The following is a 23,945-nucleotide window of genomic DNA, read 5'->3' as shown; positions in this document are numbered from 1 at the left end:
TGCAGTCGACATGTGTGGGATCGATAACAACACTAGCCACCCCAATACCAAGCAGCTGCTTGAAGGCCTGCCCAAGAACTGGGGCAAGTGGGGCCCGGACGACGAGGTGGGTGCCCTCAACTACCTGCAACAGGCCGAAGTGCTACGGGGCGTGGCCGCCGTGCGCCAGGGCAAGACCTTCACCCTGCAAGTGCAGATCGGCCACCCCGGCGGCGACCCGATGTGGCCGGCGCGCAACCCCTCGATGCGCTTCAACACCCTGGACCGCAGCCACTATCAGGCCGGCAAGCAGCCGTCCATGACCGGCGGTGCCGAGTACTGCGACGACGTGATCTTCATGCAGCTGCAGGGCTCGACCCAGTACGACGCCCTGGGCCACGCCTGGTACGACAACCAGCTGTGGAACGGCTACGACGCCAGCAGCACCGTTGGCGGCATGGCCAAGGCCAGCGTGCTGCCGATTGCCGAGCGTGGCGTGGTAGGCCGCGCGGTACTGATCGACATGGCCCGCCACCGCGGCAAGAAGTACCTGGGGCGCGGCGAGACCTTCAATCACCTGGACCTGCTGGCCGCCACCAAGGCCCAGGGCGTGGCCATCGAGAAGCGCGACATCCTGATCATCCGTACCGGCTCCATGGGTGCCTTCTACGAGTACGGCAAGACCGAGTTCTTCAAGGATCTGGTGGAGCCGGGGCTGACCTACAGTCGCGAACTGGTGGACTGGTTCAACCAGATGGAAATCCCCAATCTGGTGACCGACACCATTGCCAACGAAGTGATCACCGACCCGGTGTCCGGGGTGCAGATTCCGCTGCACTGCGCGCTGATGCGCAACCTGGGGATCGCCTTCACCGAGATCGTGCTGCTCGAAGACCTGGCCGAGGATTGCGCCGCCGACGGCCAGTGGACCTTCCTCTACACCGCCGCGCCGTTGAAGATCGTCGGCGGCAGCGGGGCACCGGTGAACCCCATCGTCATCAAGTAGCCGGCGCTTGCTGGTGGAGAGGCGGGCGCAGGGTTTATCCTGCGCCCCCTCACCAAGACCGATAGGGATCATCGACCGATCATGCATGACGATTCGCACTCGCCGGACTGCAGCTGCTGCCTGGATCACGCCAATGCCCATCAGGGCGTACTCGATACCCTGGAGTTGATGGCCGACCACCCCGAGGCCAGCGAGGACGACATCGTCCAACTGCTGCAGGAGCGTGGCTACTCGGCCATCGCCGCGGAAAAACTCAACGCCTTCGTGCCATCGGCCCTGGCCTGGATCGTGCTCAAGCGCCTGGGGGTGAAACACCTGCCCAACCACTTCATCGCCCTGGATGAGGAGGGCGAGGAGGTCCGGGTTCCGGTGGCCGGCCAGCACTACTTCACCGCCGCGCTGACCCTGGCATACGACACCTTTGAAAACGGCTGGAGCAAGGTGCTGCCGCGCAAGACCTACGAAATGGTGGCTGGCCGCAGCGCCGAAATGGCCATGGCCAACGAGGCGCTGTATGCCGGGGAGTCCTTGCAGGGGTCCACCCTGGAGCCCGTGCAACTGCTGCGTCTGGATGCCAAGGCGGCGCTTGAGTAAACGCCCGGCTCGACACTGGCGGGCCGCAGGTTATGGGGTTACCCTGCGGCACTTTTTTCGAGACCGATATGGACCTTCGCCTCCCGTGACCGATACCTGCCCGCCAAACTGCGCGCACTGCGCCCAATACCCTGATCACCAGACCGCCCACCAGGCCGTGGTCGAAGCCCTGCAAGTGATGGGCGCCCACCCCAAGGCCAGCGAAGACGAAATCGTCCAGATGCTCCAGGCGCGTGGCTACTCGGCCATCGTCGCCGAGAAGCTCAACGCCTTTGTGCCCTCGGCCCTGAGCTGGCCGCTGCTCAAGCGCCTGGGGGTGGAGTCCTTCGTCGGTCACTTCATCGCCTACGACGACAATGACCAGGAGGTGAAAATCCCGGTTTCCAGCCAGCACTATTTCACCGCCGCGCTGATGCTGGCCTACAACACGCTCGAAGAGGGCTGGAGCGAGGAGTTGCCGCACAGCACCTTTGTCAGCGTGACTCAACACAGCGCCGAGATGAACGCGGCGAATAAGGTGCTGAACCAGGGCGGCAGCCTGGAGGGCGGGACGATCGGGCCCCTGAAGTTGCTGCGGCTGAGCGCCAGCGAGGTGCTGGAGCAAACGCCTAGCTGATGTAGATGATCTTCGACACCAGCTCCGCGCTGTTCTTGGCCTGGAGCTTCTTCATCAGCCGGGCGCGATGGACTTCCACGGTGCGGTGGGAAATCGCCAGTTTGCGCGCCACTTCCTTGCAGGTCAGGCCGTTGACGATGTGCAGGGAGATTTCCCGCTCGCGAGGGGTCAGGCGCACGGTCGGCGCCAATCGCCGGTCCAGGCGTTCGAAGTGCCAGATCATCAGCCCGAACGGGTCGTCCGGGGTCAGGGAAAAGCCGTGGGCCCGAGCCCAGAACACCTCACCATCGCGGTGCTGCATGAAGCGTTCGTCGGTATAGGAAGCGCCTTGGCCGTTGCGCAGCCAGTGTTCGCTGCGTTCGCCAATGCTCTGGTAATCGGCCTGGGAGGGATACAGCAACAGGGTCAGGTGATCCAGCAGCTGCTCGCGCTCATAGCCGAACAGGTGCAGGAAGGCCTGGTTGCAATCGAGCATGCGCCGATGCCCAGTGATCAACTGCGGTGCGGGTGAAACCTGGAAAGCCAGGCGCTCGAGGTCCTGGAGCTGCTGGGCATGTACGGTCATTGGGCATCCTGCCTCGTGGGGGTTGGTGCGCCGCTCTAGCTGGGCAGGCACTACTTACTGCTGTACGTAGTTGCCCCAACTAGCGTCTGATTTCGGCGCTCGCCATTGTATGGAATGCCCGCTTCAAGCACAGAAGAAAATCACTATGACCCATGCTTCCGTATCCATTGTTGCTGCTGCCCACACGCCTTTCGGTCGTCTGCAGGGCTCGACCCTTGAGGACCTGATTGTCCAGGTCACTCGTGAAGCCCTGGCGGATGCCGCGATTGACGCGGCCGAGATCGACGCCCTGTTCCTCGGGCACTTCAACTCAGGCCTGGTGCCGGACGGCTTTGCTGCCTCACTGATGCTGCAGGCCGACCCGCAACTGCGCTTCAAACCGGCGACCCGCTGCGAGAACGCCTGCGCCTCGGGCTCGGCAGCGATCCAGGCCGGGGTCAACGCGATCCGCAGCGGCGCCGCCGAACTGGTGCTGGTGGTGGGGGCGGAAAAGATGACCGGCAACTCCACCGCCGAAGTCACCCAAGCGCTGGCCGGGGCCGGTTACCAGAACGATCCCCAGGAGGCCGGCCTGAGCTTTGCGCAGCTGTTTGCCCGGGTCGCGCAGCAGTACACCGAGCGCTACCACAGCCCGCTGGCCTCGATGGCGGCGATTGCGGTGAAGAACCACGCCAATGCCATGGCCAACCCGTTGGCGCAGATGCACCGGCCGATGGACTTCGAGCATTGCAACAATGTTTCCCAGAGCAATCCGCTGATCGCGCCGTCGCTGCGCCTCACCGACTGCTCGCTGATCAGTGACGGCGCGGCGGCCATTATCCTGGCGTCACCGCAGCGCGCCCGTTCGTTCCGGCGCGAGGTGGCGATCCGCGCCCTGAGCCAGGTCAATGACCTGCTGCCGATGGCCAGCCGCGACATCCTGGCCTTCGACGGTCCGCAGCGGGCCATTCACGGCGCCTTGCGCGAGGCCGGGGTGAGCCTGGGGGACATGAACTTCGCCGAGGTCCACGACTGTTTCACCATCGCCGAGCTGTTGATCTACGAGGCCATGGGCCTGGCGCCCAGGGGCCAAGGCCATCGGGCGCTGGATGAGGGCATCGTGCGCCAGGGCGGTCGTTTGCCGGTGAACCTGTCCGGTGGACTCAAGGCCAAGGGCCACCCGGTGGGCGCCACCGGGGTCTCGATGCATGCCCTGGGCTTTCGCCAATTGATCGGCGAACCGATTGGCCTCGGCGTGCCCCGTGCCGAATTCGGCTTGCTGTTCAACATGGGCGGAATGGCCGTGGCCAACTACGCCTCGGTCCTGCAAGCGGTCAGGGCCTGAGATGAACATCGCTCATTGGCTGCTGGATGCGGCTCAACGCTGGCCCCAGCGTCCAGCGCTGTTCGAGGGCAACCGCCAGGTGGCCGACTACCAGGACTTCGCGGCGCGGGTCCGGGCTCGGGCCCTGCACTTGCGCCACGGCCATGGCATCGCCCCGGGGGAGCGGGTGGCGTTGCTGATGAAGAACAGTTGCGACTACCTGGAGCTGCTCTACGCCATCTGGTGGAGCGGGGCGGTGGCGGTGCCGGTCAACAGCAAGCTGCATCCGCGGGAGGCAGCCTGGATCGTCGGCAACGCCGGGGCCCGGGCGATTTATACCGACAGCGGTCGGACTTTCGAGCTCCAGGACTTGCCGGACAACTGCCGCGAGTTGCCTGGTTACGCCACCCCCGTGCCGGCTGCAGCCCCGGGCCACGAGCTGCTGGAGCCCTGCCCGCGCGGGGATAACGAGCTGGCCTGGCTGTTCTACACCTCGGGCACCACCGGCCGTTCCAAGGGGGTGATGCTGTCTCACGGCAACCTGATGGCCATGTCGCTGTGCTACCCACTGGATGTGGACCCGGTGCAGGCCCTTGATGCGGTGGTCTATGCCGCGCCGATGTCTCACGGGGCCGGGCTCTACAACTTCATTCACGTGCGCTGCGGTGCCCGGCATGTGGTGCCGGAGTCACGGGGGTTCGATGCGGCGGAGCTGTTCGGGCTGGCGCAGCAACTGGGACAGGTCAGCCTGTTTGCCGCGCCGACCATGGTCAAGCGCATGGTGGAGCAGGCTCGTCGCCAGGGGTATTCGGGCGAGGGGATCAAGACCATTGTCTACGGCGGGGCGCCCATGTACCTGGCGGACCTGGGCCAGGCCCTGGACACCTTCGGCCCGCGGCTGGTGCAGATCTACGGCCAGGGCGAGTGCCCGATGACCATCAGCGCCCTGTCCCGGGAGCTGATCGCCGACCGCGAGCACCCCGACTGGCCCGCGATCGCGGCCTCGGTGGGGCGGCCACAGTCCTGTGTGGAGGTGCGGATAGTCGGTGCCGACGGGCAGTTCCTGACGCCCGGCGAACCCGGGGAGATCGCCGTGCGCGGTGCCCCGGTGATGCACGGTTACTGGGACAACCCGCCAGCCACTCAGGCGACTCTGGTGTACGGCTGGTTGCTTACCGGCGATATCGGTTTCCTCGACAGTCGCGGGTTTCTGACCCTCACGGACCGCTCCAAGGATGTGATCATTTCCGGCGGCAGCAATATCTATCCCCGGGAAGTGGAAGAGGTGCTGATGCAGCATCCCGAGGTGTTCGAGGTCTGCGTGGTGGGAGAGGCGGATGCCGAGTGGGGCGAGGCGGTGGTGGCCTTCGTGGTGCTGCGTTCTCCTGGCGGCCTCGATCCACAGGCGCTCAACCATTGGTTCGTGACCCGCATGGCCTCGTTCAAGAAACCCAGGAAATACCTGTTCTGCAGCGAGCTGCCCAAGAACAGTTACGGCAAGATTCTCAAGACCCGCTTGCGGCAGTGGTTGCAGGACCCCACAGGGTCCGTCGCCGACCTCTGAACGATTTTTCCATGGACAGCAATACGACAGGAGTCTCCAAGCATGGACGTGTCCTCTTGCAATCCCCGGCGCCAGCGGCGCCGGGCTTTTATCGGCGCTACCTCGGGCCACTTGATCGAGTGGTACGACTACGGCGTCTACGGGTTCCTGGCGCTGTACATCGGCAAGGCGTTCTTCGTCTCCGATGACCCCACCAGCAGCCTCTTGGCAAGTTTTGCGGCCTTTGCCCTGAGCTTTTTCATCCGTCCTCTGGGCGGGCTGTTCTTCGGTCCCCTGGCGGACAAGATCGGTCGGCGCAAGACCCTGATCACCGTACTGCTGCTGATGGCCGGTTCCACCTGCCTGCTGGGCCTGTTGCCGACCTACGCCAGCATCGGCATCGCCGCGCCGATCCTCCTGGTACTGATCCGCTGCGTGCAGGGGTTTTCTGCCGGAGGCGAGATCGGCACCATCACCAGCTTCATTTCCGAGTACGCCGGACCTGGGCGCCGGGGCTTCGCCACCTGCTGGCTGATGGTCACCGCGGTGCTCGGCCTGCTGCTGGGCGGCGCCGTGGCCAATGGCATGACCTGGGCCCTGGGGGCCGAGCTGATGCAGGACTGGGGCTGGCGGATTCCATTCCTGATCGCCGGGCCCCTGGGGTTCATCTCGCTGTACATCCGCCTGAAGCTCGAAGACAGCCCGGAGTTCCTGGCCCTGGTGCACGCCGGAGAAACCTCCAAGGCGCCGCTGCGGGAAGTCTGGCAGTGGAAACGCTCGATTGCCCTGGTGTTCTTCATCATCACCCTGCACAGCTCGATCTTTTACCTGGTGCTGACCTTCGCTTCGACCTACATGTCCAACACCCTCAAGTTCGACAGCGGCACCACCTTGCTTTACGTGTTCGTCGCCAGCCTCTCGGCGGCGCTGGTCATGCCCCTGGGCGGCGCCTTCACCGATCGCTACGGACGCAAGCCGTTCCTGATGGTGATCGGCACCCTGGCCACCCTGGCCATGTACTGGTTCTTCAAGTCGGCGCCCAACGCCACCCCGGCCACGTTGTTCTGGCCGCTGATGGCAGTGGCGATCCTGTTCGGGCTCTACGCCTCCTCGACCTACGCCCTGATGAGCGAACTGCTGCCGACCCGCATCCGCTCCACCGGGATTGCCGTGGCCTACAACATCCCCGTTGCGGTGTTCGGGGGCAGTGCGCCGCTGATCTCCACCTGGCTGATCAAGCTCACCGGCGACATCACCGCGCCCTGGTACTTCTACGTGGCCACCGGGGTGGTGTCGTTGATTGCCCTGGTGGTGCTGCGCAAGGAGGACTTTGTCGCCTGCGCTCCCGGCTCGCACAACCACGACAGCCTGAGCCCCCCGTTGCTGGTCAACCCGGCGCCCTGAGCCAGCAGGCCGGTTACGGCCTGGAGGTTCAGCAAGTGGGGGACTCAGAAGCCTTGGGGTTTCCAGCATGCCGCCGGTGGCGCGGCACCGGCACAGGCGCGGTTTTGGCTATACAGCGGTTTTGCCGGCTTGCGGGTTACCGCGCTGTTGCGGGTCCTGATGCAGGTGCGGGTATAGCGGTGCATCTGGTTCAGCGCCAGGTTGCGCAGCCCCTTGGGGCAGATCAACAGGGCCTCGCCGAAAGAGAAGAGTTGAAAGCCCTGAACTTCCAGGCGCTGCTCAGAGGTCAGGCGGGTGTTCCACATCAGTGGGTCCAGGTCATGCAGTTCGAGGTCATCGTGCAGCACGAATCGTTCGATTCCGTCCTGACGCACGTCGAGGCTGCCGGCGGCCTTGTAGGTGATCTGACTCATGGCTCCGGGCAGCACCAGAAGAAATGCTGCGGCCAGGAGCAGGGTGCACATCAGGGCATAGAAGACCCGTTTGTAGGGACTACCGGCCTTGCAGTAGAAGAACACGATGGGCAGCAAGGAGAAGAGCAGCCCCAGGAAGTTCAACAAGGCTGGTAAGTGCGGCGAGTCATTGGACACTTCGTTGCTGTAGGCATTGATGATCAGCAGGCTGGTGAAGATCCCCGAGATCACCGTGCCCAGCAGGCAGAGTGTCAGGGTCACGAACAGGCCACCCCAGGTGCCTCTGCCCGCAGCGGGGTGTTTCTCCAGACTGCTGTGGATCACGCGTTTGAACGCGGGGCGTGACATCACCAGCCCTGTCACCAGTACCACCATCGCCACCAGTATCAGCGACGCCAGTGCCTCACCCAGATGCACGTAGTAGCTGAGCACGATCAGGGTCATGAAGCCTGCCAGGACCGGCAAGGTCAGCCATACCACCACATCTTTCATGTGTTCTGGAGTGTTGCGAAACACATCGTTTGCCAGCCCGAACAGCAGGGTGGTGACCGTAAGCAGCAGCAAGTAGATCAGCATGAGAAACAGCACCATGACCAGCCAGACCACCAACGCCGATCTAGCATCGATGGAGGCCATGAACAGGTCGGTGCGGCCGATGGCCCGGGTGTACATGTACAGGCTGAACAACCCCAGCGCGGCGGCGCTCAGGCCGATGGCGGTGCCGATCTGGCTCCAGTAGTTGAGGACGCGTTTGAGGTTTTTCCTGAACACCTCTTCGAAGGTGGGTCCTGCGACTTGCATGTGGGCACTCCCTGGCAACGGCGATGGCGGCGGGAGTAGAGCAAGACGAGGGGGGCTCTGTCGATGCTTTTGCACGCAGGACCAGGCTCCGACAGGGCCGGTCCCTGGCCCAGTCCTTCAGGCTCGCGCCTCAGCGGTATTGCGCCGCCGCTTGCACAGGGAGCCGCCCCTTGCGCCCGGCTGTCAGGCGATAGGCAATGGCCAGCCAGACGAACCACGCCGGCATCACGCACAGGGCCAGGCGGGTGTCCGGGCGCAGGGCCAGCAACGCCAGGACGAACAGCAGGAACGCCAGGGCGAACCAGGCCATGGGCACGCCGCCGGGCATCTTGTATTGGGAAGCGGCGTGCAGTTCAGGGTGCTTTTTGCGGTAGGCGATGTAGGACGCGAGGATGGTCGACCAGGTGAAGATCACCAGGATCGCCGACACCGTCGACACCAGGGTGAAGGCGGTCATCACCTCTGGAACCACGTACAGCAACAGCACCCCCAGCAGCATCAGCAGGCTGGTGAAGGCCAGGCTGATCACCGGCACGCTATGCCCCGACAGGCGTTTGAACAAGCGTGGCGCGTTGCCCTGGTCCGCCAGGCCGAAGAGCATGCGGCTGGCGGAGAACACGCCGCTGTTGGCCGAGGACGCCGCCGAGGTCAGTACCACGAAGTTGACGATGCCCGCCGCGGCCGGGAAGCCGGCGATCAGGAACAACTCCACGAACGGGCTTTTGCTCGGCGATACCTGCTGCCAGGAGGTCACGGCGATGATGCACGCCAGAGCCAGCACGTAGAACAGGATGATGCGCAGCGGAATCGCGTTGATGGCCCTGGGCAGGGTCCGGCGCGGGTCGCGGGTCTCCGCTGCCGCGGTGCCGATCAGCTCGGTGCCGGCAAAGGAGAAGATTGCCATCTGGAAACCGGCGAAGAAGCCCAGCAGGCCGTTGGGAAAGGCGGCTTGGCGGTCCAGCAGGTGGCTCAGGGAGGCGCTCACCCCGGAAGGTGAGACAAAGGCGCTGGCGATCAGCACCAGACTCACCGCGATCAGGGTGACCACGGCGATGATCTTGATGATGGCGAACCAGAACTCCACCTCGCCGAACAGTTTCACCGTCAGCACGTTGAGGGCGAACAGGGTCAGCATCATGGCGATGGCGGGAATCCAGGCCGGTACATCGGGGAACCAGTACTGGAAGAAGCCGCCCACCACCACAGCGTCGCCCACCACCGCCACACTCCAGCTCAGCCAGTAGGACCAGCCGAGGAAGAACGCCGCCTGGGGGCCCAGGTAGGCACCGGCGAAATCGGCAAAGCTCTTGAAGTTCAGGTTGGACAGCAGCAGCTCGCCCATGGCGCGCATCACCAGGTACACGAACAGGCCGATGATCATGTAGATCAGGATGATCGAGGTGCCGGACATGGCGATGATCTTGCCCGAGCCCATGAACAGCCCGGTGCCGATGGCGCCACCCATGGCCATGAGCTGGATATGACGGTTATGCAGGGTGCGTTGCAGCGTCGGGTGCTCGCAGGCCCCGAAGGTATCTGGATTCATCACAAAACCTCTTGATTTTATAGTTGTCGAGTTTTGGCAGTGGAAGGTCGTAGGGGGCTGCGGTCTGTGATTGTTGTGGTGCAGCCGGTTCAGGTAATGCCCGTGAACAGGGGCACGAGGCCGGTTCCCTGTTCATGGGCCACGGGAGCGCTCTTTCAGCCGGCGGCGATCCGTCGCGGTGCCGTCGCCAGGGGGGCGGGGCGCGGTTGGAGCAACTGGTACAGGTCCTTGATATTGGCCGGCGTAGGCACCAGCTGGATCTGCTCGCCGATGCCGTGCTGGCGTGCCAGGTCATGCAGGTAGCGCAGGGACGCGAAGTCTTCCAGGGCGAAACCCACCGAGTCGAACACCGTGACTTGGGCCTCGTGCTCGCGGCCCGGAGCCAGGCCCTGGGCAATGCGGAAGTACTCGATGACCGGGAAGTGTGCCGGCATCTGCTGGATATCGCCTTCGATGCGGGTCTGGGGTTCGAATTCGACGATCACCCGGGCGTTGCGCAGGATGTCCGCGTGCAGCTCGGTCTTGCCCGGGCAATCGCCGCCTACGGCGTTGAGGTGCATGCCCGGCTCGATCAGTTCGGGGGTGAGGATGGTGGCGTAGGCCTTGTCCGCGGTGACCGTGGTCACGATGTCCGCGCCCTTGACCGCATCGGCTACCGAGTCGGCGATGCGCACCTCGAGTCCCGGCCAGGCCTGCAGGTTGAGCTTGAGCTTATGGGACGCTTCGACGTCGATATCGAAGATCCGCAGCTCGTTGATGCCGAGCATTTCATGGAAGGCGATGGCCTGGAATTCACTCTGGGCGCCGTTGCCGATCAGCGCCATGCGGCGGGCGTCCTGGCGCGCCAGGGATTGCGCCACCAGGGCTGAAGTGGCGGCGGTGCGTACCGCGGTGGTCAGGGTCAGCTCGCTGAGCAGCACCGGGTAGCCGCTGTCGACCTGGGCCAGCACGCCGAAAGCCATCACCGTCAGCAGGTGCCGGGCGGGATTGCCGGGGTGGCCGTTGACGTACTTGAACGCGTATTGCTGACCATCGTCGGCGGGCATCAGCTCGATGACCCCGGTGGCGGAGTGGTTGGCGGTGCGCGGGGATTTCTCGAAGGCTTGCCAGCGCTGGTAGTCGGCCTGGATGTAGCCGGCCATTTCCCGGATCGCCCGGGCTATGCCCAGGCGTGAATACAGGTCCGCTGCGTGATCCACATCGATGAACAAGGTCATGTCTTTTCCCTCTCGGTCAGAACGTTGAAAACTGCTGGGCGGTGCGACGCTGGCGCATTAGCGGTTGGCATGGCCGTGGAGCACATTGACCGCGTTGATGCCGATCTCATCCACCATGTAACCGCCCTCCATGACGAACAAGGTGGGTACGCCCACGCTGGCGATGACCTGGCCCATGCCGAGGAAATCCTCGCTTTCCAGAAGGAAGTGGCTGATGGGATCGTCCTTGAAGGTGTCGACGCCCAGGGACACCACCAGTAGCTCCGGGGAGAACTCGCGAAGCCGGGCACAGGCCTGGATCAGTGCTTCCCGGTAGCGCTGCCAGGTGGTGCCTCGGGGCAGTGGGAAGTTCAGGTTGCAGCCTTCGCCGGCCCCGGCCCCACGCTCTGCGGCGAACCCCGAGTAATAGGGGTAGGACACCGCCGGATCGCCGTGCAGCGAGACGAACAGCACGTCATCACGCTCGTAGAAAATGTTCTGGGTGCCGTTGCCGTGGTGGAAGTCCACGTCCAGCACCGCCACGCGCTTCGCGCCCCGGGTCACGGCGTGTTGCGCGGCAATGGCGGCGTTGTTCAGGTAGCAGTAGCCCCCCATGTATTCCCGGGCCGCGTGATGGCCCGGCGGACGGCACAGGGCAAAGGCACTGTCGTGGCCTTCGTCGATCAGCGCCAGGCCGGTGAGGGCGATATCGGCGCTGGTGCGCACGGCATTCCAGGTGGTGGCGGTGATGGGCGAGCCGGCATCCATGGCGAAGAAGCCCAGCTTGCCGTCGATGAACTCCGGCACCTGCTGGTTGGCCAGGTCGCGTACCGGCCACACCAGGGGCAGGGCGTCGTGGCTGCGGCCAGTGGCGTGCCATTCGCTCCAGGCGCTTTCCAGGAAGGTCACGTAGCGTTCGCTGTGGGCGGCGACGTAGCAGGAGCGGTCGAAACTGCGGGGGACGATGATGTCGCCAAGCCCCACGTGCCTGACCCGGTCGCGGACCGTATCGGCCCGGCTGGGTTGCTCGAAGGAGGGCTTGAGCACCCCATCCTTCAACTCGGTGCCGTGGTGCAGGCGGTGGGATTCGCTGAAGACGGTAAGCATGCTGAACGCATCCATTGTGGTTGTCCGGTGCAAATAGTTTGTTCCGGCATGCCTGCGACTTCTTTGCTTTTTGTTCTGATGGAATTAGAGTTTTGGGTAATATTTTTCCATTGGGAGGCTGATTGTGAAAAAAATGACTCGAAGGGTGTCCCTGGACGAAACCGACCTGGCAATCCTCGCCCTGCTGCAGCAGGACGCGAGCATTTCCAATGCCGAACTCAGTGAGCGCCTGTCCCTGAGCCTCACCCCCTGCTGGCGCCGACGCAAACGCATGGAAGAGGAAGGGGTGATCAAGGATTACCAGGCCAACCTCGACCGGCGCCTGCTGGGGCTGGACATCATGGCCTTCGTGCATGTGCGTTTTGCCACCCACTCCGACCAGACGCCGGATGACTTCGAGGCGGTGATCATGCGGCTGCCCGAGGTCCAGGCCTGCCACAAGATCACCGGTGACGCCGACTACCTGTTGCAGGTGCTGGCCCAGGACCTGGACAGCTACAGCGATTTTGTCGAGCAGGTGCTCAGGCGCCAGCCGGGCATCGCCTCGATCCAGTCGAGCCTGGCGCTGCGGGAGATCAAGGCCACCAGCCGCCTGGCGATTGCCCCGGCACCGGCCCGTTGAATCGAACCCGGGTTACTGGAACTCTCCGGACTCCAGGCAGAACGCGACCAGGGCCTGGTCGCTGTCCAGGTTGAGTTTGCGGATCGCCGAGATCTTCTGTGCGCTGACGGTCTTGACACTGCGCTTGAGGTTGGCGGCGATCTGCATCATCGATTCGCCCCGCACGAAGTGCCGCAGCACCTCGTATTCCTTGGGCGTGAGGCTGCTCAAGCCGTCGGCCATGGAGCGCACCGGGCTGCTCAGAAGCTCGTTCTGTTCAAGGCTTGGCGGGTAATGGATGCGTCCCAGGCGGACGTTCTTCAAGGCGCACAGCAGCTCGCTCATGTCGTGGCGCTTGAGCAGGACCGAGCGCACACCAATGTCGTACAGCGCCGCGACGATCATCGGGTTGGACATCATGGTCAACACCAGCACCTGGACCCGTGGAAAGTGGCGGATCAGGTAGGTCACCAGACGGATGCCGTCGCCGAACTTCTCGTCGCCCTCCATGAAGTAATCGGTAATCACCACGTCGATCCGCGGGTCGTCCGAGAGTTGCTGGATCAGCGCGCTGGGGGTGGTGACGGCGGCCACCACCTCGTACTTGGGTGTCTTGTGCAACAGGTCGCTGACGGCAGCGAGCACCAGGGGATGATCGTCGGCCAGGGCAACTCGGATTTTTTTCATGGTGGACACGATCCATTTTCTATAGGAAATGCGCAGAGATGCGAGTGCAGCGAGAGCTCAGTCGGGCTGGCTGATGTCCTGCAAGGCGTGCAGCAGCGTCAGGCTATTCGCGCGCGTGGTGGGCGTCAAACCGGCTTGTCGCAGGCTATGTCCCAAGGCTTCCAGCTGTTGAATCAAGGTGTCGTAGCCGGTCACCGCCAGGGACCCGCGGATCCGATGCAGCAGGTGGAAGATGTGTGGGTAATCCTGTCTGTCGATGGCCTGGCGCAATTGTTCGAGGTCCACCGCCATGGTGCTGATGAATATCTGTCGCAGGTTGCTCGATAGGCTCGCAGGTTCCGGGGGCTGGCGCAGGGTGGAGGGCGAAGCCTCGTCTTCCTGCGGGTCGAGCTGGGTGAGCCGCAGCAGGCTGGCCCGCAGGGTCTGCAAGGGCACCGGCTTGACCAGCCAGGCGTCCATGCCGGCGGCCTGGCACCGGGTCTCCTCGTCACACATGGCATTGGCGGTGATGCCGATGATGGGGCGGTCATCCCCTGAGGCCCGCAGGATGCAAGTGAGTTCGTAACCGTTCATGCGCGGCATGTTGACGTCGGTCAGCAACAGGTCGTAGTCGCCCACGCGCCACAGGTCCAGGGCTTCGGCGCCATCGGCGGCCAGGGTGCTGCGGCAGCCCAGTTGCTGCAGTTGATGGCTCAGGGTCGCCTGGTTGATGGGGTTGTCCTCGGCCACCAGCACGTTCAGTCCCAGGGCCGGCAGGGCGCTGAGTTCCTCGGCCTGCTCGCTGGGGGTGTCGGCGGGACGCCCCAGGCTGCGTTCGATCAGCCGGCCGATGGCACTGAAATCACAGGCTTGGGCAAGGTTCGCGCCGGGGCCCTGGTAATGGCCTCCCAGGTCGATGCGGATCAAGCCGCTGGCCTGCTGCGGGGCCGTGTCGGGGCTGTCGTCCAGTAGGCACAGGACAATGCCCGGGGCCTGGGGCGCGGGGTTCGAGCCTTCCAGGGGGCTGGCTCGGGCGCCCCATTTTTCCAGCCACTGGCACAGGTTGCTGCTGAGTTCATGGTGGGGGCTCTGGACATAGACCCGGGCGCCGCTGAGCTCCGGCTGGCGTTCGGCGAGGGGCTCGCTGGCCACCGGCAGATCCAATTGCAGGGAGAAACTGCTGCCCAGGCCCAGTTCGCTGGTGAGGTGGATCCGGCTCCCCATCAGCGCGGCCAGTTTGGCGCAGATCGACAGGCCCAGGCCCGCGCCGTGCACGGTGTGGGAGTGGGTATCGATCTGATAGAAGGGGATGAACAGTTGCTGCTGTTCCTCCTGGCCGATGCCGATGCCGGTGTCCGCCACTTGCAGCGATAGCCGTGTCCGGCCGTCACTGCCGGGTTCGGCCCGGGCGCGGACGATCACCTGCCCGGAATGGGTGAACTTGATCGCATTGCTGATCAGGTTGGTGAGGATCTGGCTGATCCGCCCGGGGTCGCCGAGCAGGGCCTGGGGCAGTGTCGGGTCGACCCAGGAGAACAGCAGCAGCCCCTTGTTCCGGGCACTGTCGATAAAGGCCGCAGTGCAGCGCTGCACCAGCGCCCGGGGATCGAAGGGCTGATCGCCGAGGGACAGCTGGCCGGACTCGATCCGGGTGATGTCGAGGATGTCGCTGATGATCTGCAGCAAGAGCGCCGAGGACACCTGGATGCGTTCGAGCAACTGGCGCTGCTCCCGGTCCAGGTCGGTCAGCCCCATCAGTTCCAGTGAGCCGAGGACACCGTAGAGCGGTGTGCGGATCTCATGGCTCATGGTGGCGAGGAACACCGACTTGGCACCGTTGGCCTTGTCGGCGGCCTGCTTGGCCTGGGTCAGTTGTTGCTCCATCTGGGCCCGGACGCTGAGGTCGGCGAAGGCACAGATCAGGACCTCCTGATTGCGGTAGCGGGTGGGCGCATAGGCGATGTAGAACGAGCGGCCGTCGTGGCTCTGATAGTTCTCCACTTCTCCCGGGCCCCGGGCCTGGGTGATCCGCTCCAGCAGTTCGTGTTCCAGCCCGCTGTCCTGCAGGCTTTGCCCGACCTGGGTATCGAACCACTTCAAGGCCAGGTTGTTGGCGAAGACGATCCGACTGTGTTCGCGGCTGAGCACGCACAGGGCCACCGGGGTGGTTTCCAGCAGGGTGCGGCTGAATTGGTCGTTTTCCACCAGCTCGGTGTGGGCCCGTTGCGCCGGCACTATTACCCGGCGCTGGTACCAGCGTGCGTAGCTGCGGCCGGCCAGAGGGCTGAGCAACAGCAGCAGCAAGACGCCCACCAAGGGCCAGCTATGCCCGAGGAACAGGGTCCTGTAGGTGAGCAGGTAGTAGCCGGTCCAGATGGCACTCTCGTCACTGATCCGGAACACCAGGCCGTCGCTGCGCAGGTTGACCTCCCGGGTCAGCTGCGTGGGCGGCGGGAGCTCCCCCAGCAACAGGCCGTCGTGCTGGCTTTGCAGCCAGAAGGCATCGTAGAAGTTGCGCTGCAGTGGTCGGGAAAAGACGTTGATGCGGTCCCGGTAGGTGAGGGTGGCAGCATAGGTCTTGCCCACGCCGTTGCCCAGGGACAGGCCGTGCAGCGGGATAAAGGCCAGCATCTGTTCCGGAAAGTCCTTGAGGTGAATCCAGCGGATCTCGTTGTGATCCGTGGCGCTGGTGCGTATGGCCTTGATGCTGGCCATCGCCAGGGCGGCGGACAGCCGCGGCTGGCTGCTGCCGACGGTGGGCACGGTATAGGTGCTGCCGACACCGGCATCCACCAGCAGCAGGGCCGAGGCCGGATAACTCGAACGCACCCAGAAACTCGAATAGAGATCCGCCAGGTAGCGACCCAGGCCAACGGCCCGGGGGCTGTCCAGGGGACACTGGGTCATGTCTTCGCACACCAGGGTGAACGGGACTTCCACCGACGACAGGCGGCCCTGGAACAGTGTGGCGCCCAGTGCCTGCTGTTGGTGCATGAGGTGGAAAACCTGCGGTGAGCCTTGGGTTGCATTGTTGTCTTCGAGTATGGGTTCTCCGGCCAGGCGCCGGAGCAGGGCTTGCTGCTCGCCCATGTAGCGGGTCAGCAACTGGAAATCCACGGCCATCCGTTCCTGCTCCTGACGGATGATCCGCTGGCCCCCCCAGAACAGGGCGCCGCCCATGATCAGCAGCAAGGGCAGAATGACGAACATGACGACATTCAGCCGTCGGAAGTTTTGGGCGATGCGTCGTAGCGGGATATCTGGCATGGGTTGGGAGAGACAGGCCGGGTGGGTGGCGAAAAGGGCGGTGTGACACTGCATCCCAGCAGTTGTGTAAAAGCGTCCAGCTCCAATGCCGCGGAAATAAGGTAACCCTGGGCGCTGTCGCAGCCAATCAAGCGTAGAAACTCCAGGTCACGGGCCGATTCTACGCCTTCGGCGACCACTTCAAGGCCCAACTGCCGGCCCAGTTGCACCGCCGCCACCAGGGCTGCGGCCCGGGCCTCATCGGCTGCGGCGCCGTGGACAAAGTGGCGATCGATCTTCAGTTCGGTAAAAGGCGTGGAAATCAGCGCGTACATCGAACTGTAGCCCATGCCGAAGTCGTCCTGGGCCAGGCCGAAACCTTTCAGGCGCAGGCGGCTGGCGCCCATGTGGTACTGGCCGGGGGACAACGGCCGCTCGGTTTCCAGCAACTCGAAGCAGATATCGCGGGTGGCCAGCCCGGCCGCCAGGGTGATGCGTTGCAACTGGTCCGGCAGGCCGGGGTCCTCCAGCAGGCCGGTGGGCAGGTTTACCGAGACCGTGAGGCGATGGCCCAGGCGCTGCCAGTGCCGTTGCGCCTGGATGGCGTCGTCGAGCATCAGCAACAACAGGGCGTGATCCAGCCGGCAGCGGCTGATGGAGGCCAGGAAGGAATCGGGCATCAACAGGCCGAAGGACGGATTGTGCCAACGCACCAGGGCTTCGGCGCCGACGATCCGGCCACTGTCCAGGGCGCGCCGGGGTTGGAACCGTGCGCGCAGTTCACGACGGGCGATGGCCCGTTCCAGGACTTCGCGTTCGAACACCGGCTCATGCTCCGGGGGCAGTGGCAGGGCAGGGCCCTGGCCGGCCCCGATGATGGCGCTGATTTGCTCGACATGCCTGGCTTGCAGGGGCTTGGAGAAGGTGCCCAGCACCGCCAGGCCCTTTTCCTTGGCCATCAGGCTGACGCTGTTCATCAGTCGGCGGGAGCAGGAGGACACGATCGCCAGAATCGGTACCCGCTCAACGCCGGTCAGGGCATGGATGAACTGCACGCCATCCATTTCCGGCATGTGCAGGTCCAGCAGCACCAGGTCGTAGACCTGGCGGTGCAGCATGGCCAGCGCCTGGCGCCCGTCGAAGGCCGTGTCCACGGGGCCGAACCCGGCTTCCTGCAACAGTTGACTGACTTGCAGACAGTGGAGCGGATGATCGTCCAGCACCAGCACTCGCAGCGGCTTGGGCAGGCTCACGTGACTTTCCTCTTGATTGATTGAAGCACTTCGCTAAGGGCGTCCAGAGGCACCGGCTTGATCAGCAGGTGACGGATCCCGGCGGCTTCGCAACGGCCACGCAGCAAGGGCGAGAGTTCACCGGTAATGCCGATGATGGGGCCGCAAAAGCCCTGTTTGCGCAGGGTGCGAGCGAACGACAGACCGTCCATGTGTGCCATCTGCAAATCGGTGAGGACCCCATCGAAGGACAGCAGGTCGCCACGTTTCAGGGCTTCGACGGCGCTGCTGCAGGCCACCACCCGGTTGCCCAGGTAGCGGCCCTGCTGGAACAGCACTTGCAGCGACAGCGGGCTGTCATCCACCGCCAGCAGTTTGAGGTCCAGGTTTGGGGCCAGGGCCTGGGGTGAGGCAAAACGACCTTCGCTGACAATCCCGGCCTGGGCCTGGGCCACGGCGTTGCGCAGGCTGTCGAGGCTGAAGGTGCGGGCCACCCAGCTGTCGCCGGCCTGAGGCTGCGGCGGGCCCAGGCCAGGGGCGTGCATGATCACCCGAGGGCCGCCCCAGTTGATGGCCCGGCAGGTGCCGAAGAAGGCCTCCACCAGCACCGCCTGGCGCGCCTGCGGGTTGCGGTCCGCGGAGTAGGGCAGCGCCAGGGCGCCCCAGCGGCGCAACCATTGGCAGAGGTTGAGGGTCACCTCCCGCACATCGCCGTGCACGTACACCGGGATCACCCCCAGGCGCGGCGCCTCGGCTTCGCTGACGATGGCGCACGGCTCCAGGTCCAGGCTGAAACTGAAACTGGAACCCAGCCCCGGTTCGCTGATGGCTGCGAGCCGGCCTTGCATCATGAACGCCAGCCGTTCGCAGATGGCCAGGCCCAGCCCGGTGCCAGAGGCTTTCTGGCCCAGCCAGTCGGGCACCCGATAGTAGGGTTCGAACAGGCTGGCCTGAAACTGCGGATCGATCCCCGGTCCGGTGTCCGTCACCTGGAAGCGCAGCCTGGGTGGCTGGCCCGGAGGCAGTTCGCAGTGCAAGCGCATGACCACCTGGCCGGATTCGGTGAACTTGATGGCATTGCTCACCAGATTGTTGAGGATCTGACGAATGCGTCCGCCGTCGCCGATGACCTGCTCCGGCGTGTCCGGGTCCAGAGTCACATACAGCCGCAGACCCTTGCTGCGGGCCCTGGCCGAGTAGCTGAAGGCGACCTCTTCCACCAGTCGCACCGCCGAGAACGGTGCGCAGTTGAGGGTCAGCCGCCCGGACTCGATCAACGACATGTCGAGGGTGTCGTTGATGGTTCGCATCAGCACCGAGGAGGCTTGCTGGGTGGCTTCCAGGTAGTCGTTCTGCTCGGGACTGAGGGCCGTGGTACGGAGCATTTCCAGGGAGCCGAGGATGCCGTACATGGGGGTGCGGATTTCGTGGCTGAGGGTGCTCAGAAACAGGGTCTTCTCGCGGTTGGCCTGGTCCGACAGACCTTTGGCCTGCAGCAGCGACTGTTCGGCCAGCTTGAAGTCGGTGACGTCACTGATGCAGCACAGCACCGCCGCCACGCCGTTGTAGCCGGTAGGGGCGCACGTCAGCTGGATGAACCTGCCGTCCGCCAGGGCGTGGTCGATGGTTTGCACCTGATCATGGGGTGTGTCGAGGATTCGCTCGCGCCATTCGGGCGTCGAGGCCAGCCAACACCGGCCCGCCGCATTGGAAAGGATCAGCCGGCCGTTGTCCCGACGCATCAGGCACAGGCCCACCGGTGCCACCTCGATAAAGCGGCGATTGAGCGAGACGCTGTCGTTCAAGGCGCTGTAGTGGCGTATCGCAGGCTCCACCAGGCGCAGGCGGATGTAGCGCGCCCCGAGGAAGATCGCCGCGAACAGCAGCAGGGTCAGCAATGCGCTGCTGTACAGAGGGCCCGAGGTGTCCTGCAGCAGTTGGCTGACCGGTGCGTAGTACACCAGGCGCCAGCCAGCGTTGCCCACCGACTTGTTGAGCACTATGTAGTCCGGCAGCCCCCGCAACCGGTGCAGGCCGAAGGAGTCTTCGTCGGCCCGAAATTGCGACAGGCTCTCGGGGACCTGCCAGGCGGCGCTGTGCAGCACGACCGCACCGGCGGCGTCATAGAGCACGTATTTACCCTGGTGCAGCCCCAGGGGATCGAGGGCCAGGTCGATGTCGTTGAGCTCCAGGCCGAGCCAGCCATCGGCGGCGTTGCGCTCGTCCACCGGGCGCAGCAGATACACCTGTTTTTGCCGGCCGCTGGCGGCCCAGGACCATAGGGTTCGGGCCCCGGGGTGCTGGTACAGCAGGTTCTGTGCGGCGCGCTGGTCGAGGTGCTTGAGCCAGGGGTCGTCGATGGCCCTGGGGACCGACTCGATGGCATGGGCGCCCGCTGGGTCGTAGAGGGTGCGGATCAGGTCCTGCTCCGGCGCCAGGTACAGCAGGCGGCTGTGGGTGCTGTCGACTTCCTCCAAATCACGCGCAGTGAGCACCAGGGCCCAGTTCGATGCTGGGGGCTTATTGCCCAGTGGCAATAGGCGTAACTGGTTATTACTTGCGAGAAAGTTCCTGCTGTCTGAAGTAAGGCGTTCTTCGCTAGTGCCTACGGCTGAAGAGGAAATGGCCTTTAGCAGGCTCTCTCGCTGATTGAAGAACTGCTGGGCGTTAAATGCCGCGGCATTCATCTGCCGTCGATAGTTGGAGAGGGTTTCATTCAGTGACCAGTGCACCACAAAGCCCGCAATGATCAGGATGCAGGACAGCAGGCTGTACATGAACAGACGTAGCAGTACCACCGGAATATGGGCCCCGGCAAAGTGACTGGTTACGGGTGGCAAGTGGGCTTGTGTGTGCATCGGCCCATGGTAAATAGAACTATCTTTTGGCTTCTTCAGAATATTCTTAATGCCCGGTCTTTAAGAAGATTCTTATTTGTTAGTTGGTCTCTTGACTCGAACATGCGGGCCTCTTGTGTTTTAACGCAAAGGCTTGAAAGTTTATGACTCTGGTTAAGAACACGATAAGCGTAGCGGTCAGTTCGGCGCTGTCGTTGATGACACTTTCCCCCCTGTCCGCTGTGGCGGCCGACTACGACACGATCGATCTGTCCTCGCCTGGTGGGCAATCCCTGACCCTGGACGGGGCCAACGTCGAACATTCCGGCAGCGGCCCGGCGGTACGGGTGAGTGGTGCGCAGAACCAGTTGCAGGGCAGTGACTACCAGATCAAGGTCACGGCGGGCAGCTCCAGCAGTTCGGTGGTAGGGGTGCAAGTGGAGGCCGGCGGCCAGGCCAGCTTGTCGGATGTGAAGATCACCACCGGTGGTTCCGATTTCGCCACGGGCGCGGTGGTCAGCGGCGCCGGCAGTAGCCTGACGTTGAACAATGCGCAGATCACCACCAGCGGTCACCAGAGTCGCGGCGTGACGGTCACCGTCGGCGGCCAGGCGCTGTTGTCCGGAGGCTCGATCAGCACCGCCGGCAACCAGGCCGAGGCGCTGTCTGCCAGTGGCAAGGGCTCCAGCATCAAGGCTGCGGACATGGCCCTGAGCAACAGCTCGACCGGTTCTGCCGTCGTTGTGCGCGCCTCCGACGGCGCGTCCGTCGAGCTGGAGCGGGTCAGCGTTGACTCCCAAAGCTTCATCGGGGCGATGTCCGCTGAAGGCGTCGGCTCGTCCATCAGTGCCAATGGGGTCGATGTCACGTCCAGCAATGGCCGTGGCATTGGTGTGACCAGCGCCGCCTTGACCTTTCGCAACGGCACCATCAACGCCAAGGGCGATGGCATTACCCTGAGTTCGCTCTATCAGGTGCCCGGTGGCACTGCGGTGGTGAGCGACAGTCAGATCACCTCGCAAAATGGCAACGGCATCAACGTCAATGCCGACCTGGCCACGGCCGATCTGGATAACGTGCAGATCACCACCCTGGGTGACTACGGCACGGCGATCTGGATGCCGGGGAGCAACACCCGGGTGGACGCCAAGGACACCCGTCTGGAAACCAAGGGGGCTGCGGCGGTGGGCGTCGACAACCGCGCCGGTGTGTTCACCATGGACGGCGGTGCCGTCATCACCCAGGGCAACAGTTCCCATGCCCTGTACGCATCAGCGGATACCCCGAACAGCCCGGGGGCGGTGTTCAACGTCCGCGGGGCCCTGATCGAGACGTCGGGCCGTGGCGCGGTGGGCGCCCTGGCGCGGATAGGGGGGGCCAAGATCACCCTCAACGACAGTCGCGTCGTCACCCACGGCGACTTGGGCTATGGCCTGTTCGCGTCTGGCCGGGGCGCCAGTGTGCAGTCGATCGACAGCGATGTGCTGACCTCCGGTGGAGAGGCCCATGGCCTGGCCATCAGCAACAACGCCAACTCCCTGCTCCAGGGCTCGACCCTGAGCACCGGCGGCGCCAACGCCAACGGCATTGTCAGTTACGCCACCAGCGCCGGTGTGGTGAATGAGGTTCAGGTCACCGCCAGCCACATCCAGACCCAGGACGGAGCAGGCATTCTGGTCAACGGTGGCGGCTTGAACACGCGCTTCACCGACAGCACCCTGACCGGCCGCAGCGGCGGTCAGCCGGGCACCGCGTTGTGGATCACCGACCGCACCAGTGGGGTGTTGGCGGAGGCGGTGAACCTGGAGGCGGTCAGGTCCCATCTGTCGGGAGACGTGCGGGTGGACGGCGGCAGCCTGCAGCTGTCCCTGGCCGATCACTCCAGCCTGGAGGGGGCAATCCTGGGGGGCGGGCGTGACACCCAACTGTCCCTGGACGACAGCAGCGCCTGGACCTTGCGCGGTGATTCGGTGCTCAGTCGCCTGGCCAACCATGGGGTGGTGGAATTCGCCGACCCGGGACTGGCAGGGGCCTTCAAGCAATTGCAAGTGACCGGCGACCTGACGGGCGATGGCCACTACATCATGAACACCGACCTGGGGCGGCAGCAGGGCGACCGCCTGATCGTCGGTGGCCAGGTGACTGGCGACAACAGCATCCTGGTCCGCAACTCCGGGTCCGAACCCGGGGCCGAGGGGCAACGCCTGACCCTGGTGCAGAGCGCCGGCGGCCCGGGTTCGTTCAGCCTGGCCAACCAGGGCGCTATGGTGGACGCCGGGACCTACCGTTATGGACTGCAGGCCGATACCCAGGGCAACTGGAATCTGGTCAATGTGGGCCGCAGCCAGCCGACGCCGGGGCCGGACAACCTGTCCACCGGTGCCAGCGCGGCCATCAACAGCAGCGCCATCGCCAGCTTGCGGGCCACTTGGGACGCCGAGCGGGCGACGCTGGTGCAGCGGGTCGGCGAGCTGCGTGAAGGCGCGCAGCGCCAGGGGGTGTGGGTCCGCGGCTTCGGTCAGCAGCAGTCCCTGGATAACGGCGTGGGGCGCAACTTTTCCCAGCAGGTGCAAGGCACTCAACTGGGGATCGATACGCGGATCGATACTCAGGGCGGTCAACTCGTGGTGGGTGCGCTCGCCGGATACAGCCAGACCGACCGCGACTTCAAGCGCGAAGGCAGCGGCAAGCTCGACAGCTATCACCTGGGCGGCTACGCCACCTACCTGGATGATTCGGGCTGGTACACCGATACCTTGCTGACTCTGAACCGCTGGTCCACCCGCCTGGACGTGTGGGGCACCGACGGCGCCAAGGTCTCCGGGCACGCGCGCAGCAAGGGCGCGGGGCTGTCGGTGGAGGCCGGCAAACAGATCGATCTCGGCGACCGCTGGTTCGTCGAGCCCCAGGTGCAGGTCTCCATGCTCTACGCCCGTTCGGACAACTACCGCCTGGACAACGGACTGCAAGTGGAGCCCGGTGATGGCTTGTCGACCCAGGTCCGCAGCGGCGCCCGGGTTGGCCGCAACCTGCAGCTGGACAATGGCACGCGCCTGCAGCCCTACCTCAAGGCCGGCTGGATCGAGGATCTTTCGGCGCAGAACAAGGTGCGTACCAACGGCATCGGCAGCCGTCCCGATGGCAGCGGTGGCGGCTGGTATGCCGGTGCCGGAATCACCGGGGAACTGACCCGCAACCATCAGGTGTATGCCGAGGTCGAGACGAGTGAAGGTTCGAACATCGACCGGCCCTGGGCGGCCAATGTCGGTTACCGCTTGAGCTTCTGAGGC

At 64.5% G+C, this 23,945-nt stretch carries 17 protein-coding genes; 8 read left to right on the top strand and 9 right to left on the bottom strand.

Going from position 1 to position 23,945, the window contains the following annotated elements:
- Nucleotides 1-10: 10 nt before the first annotated feature.
- The 3 genes from P7C00_RS20020 (at nucleotide 11) to P7C00_RS20010 (ending at nucleotide 2,195) form a co-directional block, all read left to right on the top strand.
- Nucleotides 11-985, top strand: a complete 975-nt coding sequence (locus P7C00_RS20020; protein WP_404937204.1) for a cyclase family protein — start codon at nucleotides 11-13, stop codon at nucleotides 983-985.
- A gap of 81 nt (nucleotides 986-1,066) precedes the next feature.
- Nucleotides 1,067-1,579 carry a hypothetical protein gene (locus tag P7C00_RS20015; RefSeq protein WP_404937203.1) on the top strand — a complete coding sequence of 171 codons (513 nt, stop codon included), beginning with the start codon at nucleotides 1,067-1,069 and terminating at the stop codon, nucleotides 1,577-1,579.
- 85 nt (nucleotides 1,580-1,664) lie between these two features.
- On the top strand, nucleotides 1,665-2,195 hold the full coding sequence (locus tag P7C00_RS20010) for a hypothetical protein (RefSeq protein WP_404937202.1): 531 nt from the start codon (nucleotides 1,665-1,667) through the stop codon (nucleotides 2,193-2,195).
- On the opposite strand, the gene P7C00_RS20005 is transcribed toward P7C00_RS20010, so the two are convergent.
- Nucleotides 2,188-2,760 (bottom strand): LuxR C-terminal-related transcriptional regulator, encoded by a 573-nt coding sequence (locus P7C00_RS20005; protein WP_404937201.1) that lies wholly within the window; start codon nucleotides 2,758-2,760, stop codon nucleotides 2,188-2,190. The genes P7C00_RS20010 and P7C00_RS20005 overlap by 8 nt on opposite strands.
- A gap of 145 nt (nucleotides 2,761-2,905) precedes the next feature.
- On the opposite strand from P7C00_RS20005, the gene P7C00_RS20000 reads away from it, so the two are divergent.
- The 3 genes from P7C00_RS20000 to P7C00_RS19990 are packed head-to-tail and all read left to right on the top strand — an operon-like array spanning nucleotide 2,906 to nucleotide 7,010.
- Complete coding sequence (locus P7C00_RS20000; protein WP_346635336.1) at nucleotides 2,906-4,084, top strand: acetyl-CoA acetyltransferase; 1,179 nt, start codon at nucleotides 2,906-2,908, stop codon at nucleotides 4,082-4,084.
- A 1-nt stretch (nucleotide 4,085) separates the two neighbouring features.
- Entirely contained in the window at nucleotides 4,086-5,627 is a 1,542-nt protein-coding gene (locus P7C00_RS19995) for a class I adenylate-forming enzyme family protein (RefSeq protein WP_404937200.1), read from the top strand.
- 42 nt (nucleotides 5,628-5,669) lie between these two features.
- Nucleotides 5,670-7,010 carry an MFS transporter gene (locus tag P7C00_RS19990; protein WP_346635338.1) on the top strand — a complete coding sequence of 447 codons (1,341 nt, stop codon included), beginning with the start codon at nucleotides 5,670-5,672 and terminating at the stop codon, nucleotides 7,008-7,010.
- Between the two features lie 44 nt (nucleotides 7,011-7,054).
- Here P7C00_RS19990 and P7C00_RS19985 read toward each other — a convergent pair whose 3' ends face one another.
- The 4 genes from P7C00_RS19985 to P7C00_RS19970 all read right to left on the bottom strand — a co-directional run bounded on the left by P7C00_RS19985 (nucleotide 7,055) and on the right by P7C00_RS19970 (nucleotide 12,073).
- Nucleotides 7,055-8,224: a hypothetical protein gene (locus P7C00_RS19985; RefSeq protein ID WP_404937199.1), complete on the bottom strand. Its 1,170-nt coding sequence runs from the start codon at nucleotides 8,222-8,224 to the stop codon at nucleotides 7,055-7,057.
- A gap of 130 nt (nucleotides 8,225-8,354) precedes the next feature.
- Entirely contained in the window at nucleotides 8,355-9,770 is a 1,416-nt protein-coding gene (locus P7C00_RS19980) for an amino acid permease (protein ID WP_346635340.1), read from the bottom strand.
- Nucleotides 9,771-9,925: 155 nt separating this feature from the next.
- Nucleotides 9,926-10,987, bottom strand: coding sequence for an ornithine cyclodeaminase (locus P7C00_RS19975; RefSeq protein WP_404937198.1), 1,062 nt, complete (start codon nucleotides 10,985-10,987; stop codon nucleotides 9,926-9,928).
- Between the two features lie 57 nt (nucleotides 10,988-11,044).
- A complete protein-coding gene (locus P7C00_RS19970; RefSeq protein ID WP_346635342.1) occupies nucleotides 11,045-12,073 on the bottom strand; it encodes a histone deacetylase family protein in 1,029 nt (342 codons plus the stop codon).
- Between the two features lie 133 nt (nucleotides 12,074-12,206).
- On the opposite strand from P7C00_RS19970, the gene P7C00_RS19965 reads away from it, so the two are divergent.
- The gene (locus P7C00_RS19965; protein WP_170004083.1) at nucleotides 12,207-12,695 is read left to right on the top strand and encodes an Lrp/AsnC family transcriptional regulator; all 489 of its coding nucleotides are present in this window, start codon (nucleotides 12,207-12,209) and stop codon (nucleotides 12,693-12,695) included.
- A 12-nt stretch (nucleotides 12,696-12,707) separates the two neighbouring features.
- On the opposite strand, the gene P7C00_RS19960 is transcribed toward P7C00_RS19965, so the two are convergent.
- Genes P7C00_RS19960 through P7C00_RS19945 form a run of 4 tightly spaced genes read right to left on the bottom strand, consistent with a single transcriptional unit; the run spans nucleotide 12,708 to nucleotide 20,658 of the window.
- Nucleotides 12,708-13,361, bottom strand: coding sequence for a response regulator (locus P7C00_RS19960; RefSeq protein WP_346635343.1), 654 nt, complete (start codon nucleotides 13,359-13,361; stop codon nucleotides 12,708-12,710).
- A 57-nt stretch (nucleotides 13,362-13,418) separates the two neighbouring features.
- Nucleotides 13,419-16,550 (bottom strand): ATP-binding protein, encoded by a 3,132-nt coding sequence (locus tag P7C00_RS19955; RefSeq protein WP_404937197.1) that lies wholly within the window; start codon nucleotides 16,548-16,550, stop codon nucleotides 13,419-13,421.
- Between the two features lie 8 nt (nucleotides 16,551-16,558).
- The gene (locus tag P7C00_RS19950; protein ID WP_346635345.1) at nucleotides 16,559-17,839 is read right to left on the bottom strand and encodes an EAL domain-containing response regulator; all 1,281 of its coding nucleotides are present in this window, start codon (nucleotides 17,837-17,839) and stop codon (nucleotides 16,559-16,561) included.
- Entirely contained in the window at nucleotides 17,836-20,658 is a 2,823-nt protein-coding gene (locus P7C00_RS19945) for an ATP-binding protein (protein WP_404937196.1), read from the bottom strand. The genes P7C00_RS19950 and P7C00_RS19945 overlap by 4 nt, the downstream gene beginning before the upstream one ends.
- Nucleotides 20,659-20,873: 215 nt before the next feature.
- On the opposite strand from P7C00_RS19945, the gene P7C00_RS19940 reads away from it, so the two are divergent.
- A complete protein-coding gene (locus tag P7C00_RS19940; protein ID WP_404937195.1) occupies nucleotides 20,874-23,942 on the top strand; it encodes an autotransporter outer membrane beta-barrel domain-containing protein in 3,069 nt (1,022 codons plus the stop codon).
- Nucleotides 23,943-23,945: the final 3 nt, after the last annotated feature.

The sequence above is a fragment of the Pseudomonas sp. JDS08PS003 genome (genome assembly GCF_045013505.1).
In the GTDB taxonomy this organism is placed as follows: Bacteria; Pseudomonadota; Gammaproteobacteria; order Pseudomonadales; family Pseudomonadaceae; genus Aquipseudomonas; species Aquipseudomonas protegens_B.
Note: the sequence above shows the minus strand (reverse complement) of the source record. Positions and strands in the feature narration are given on the sequence as shown.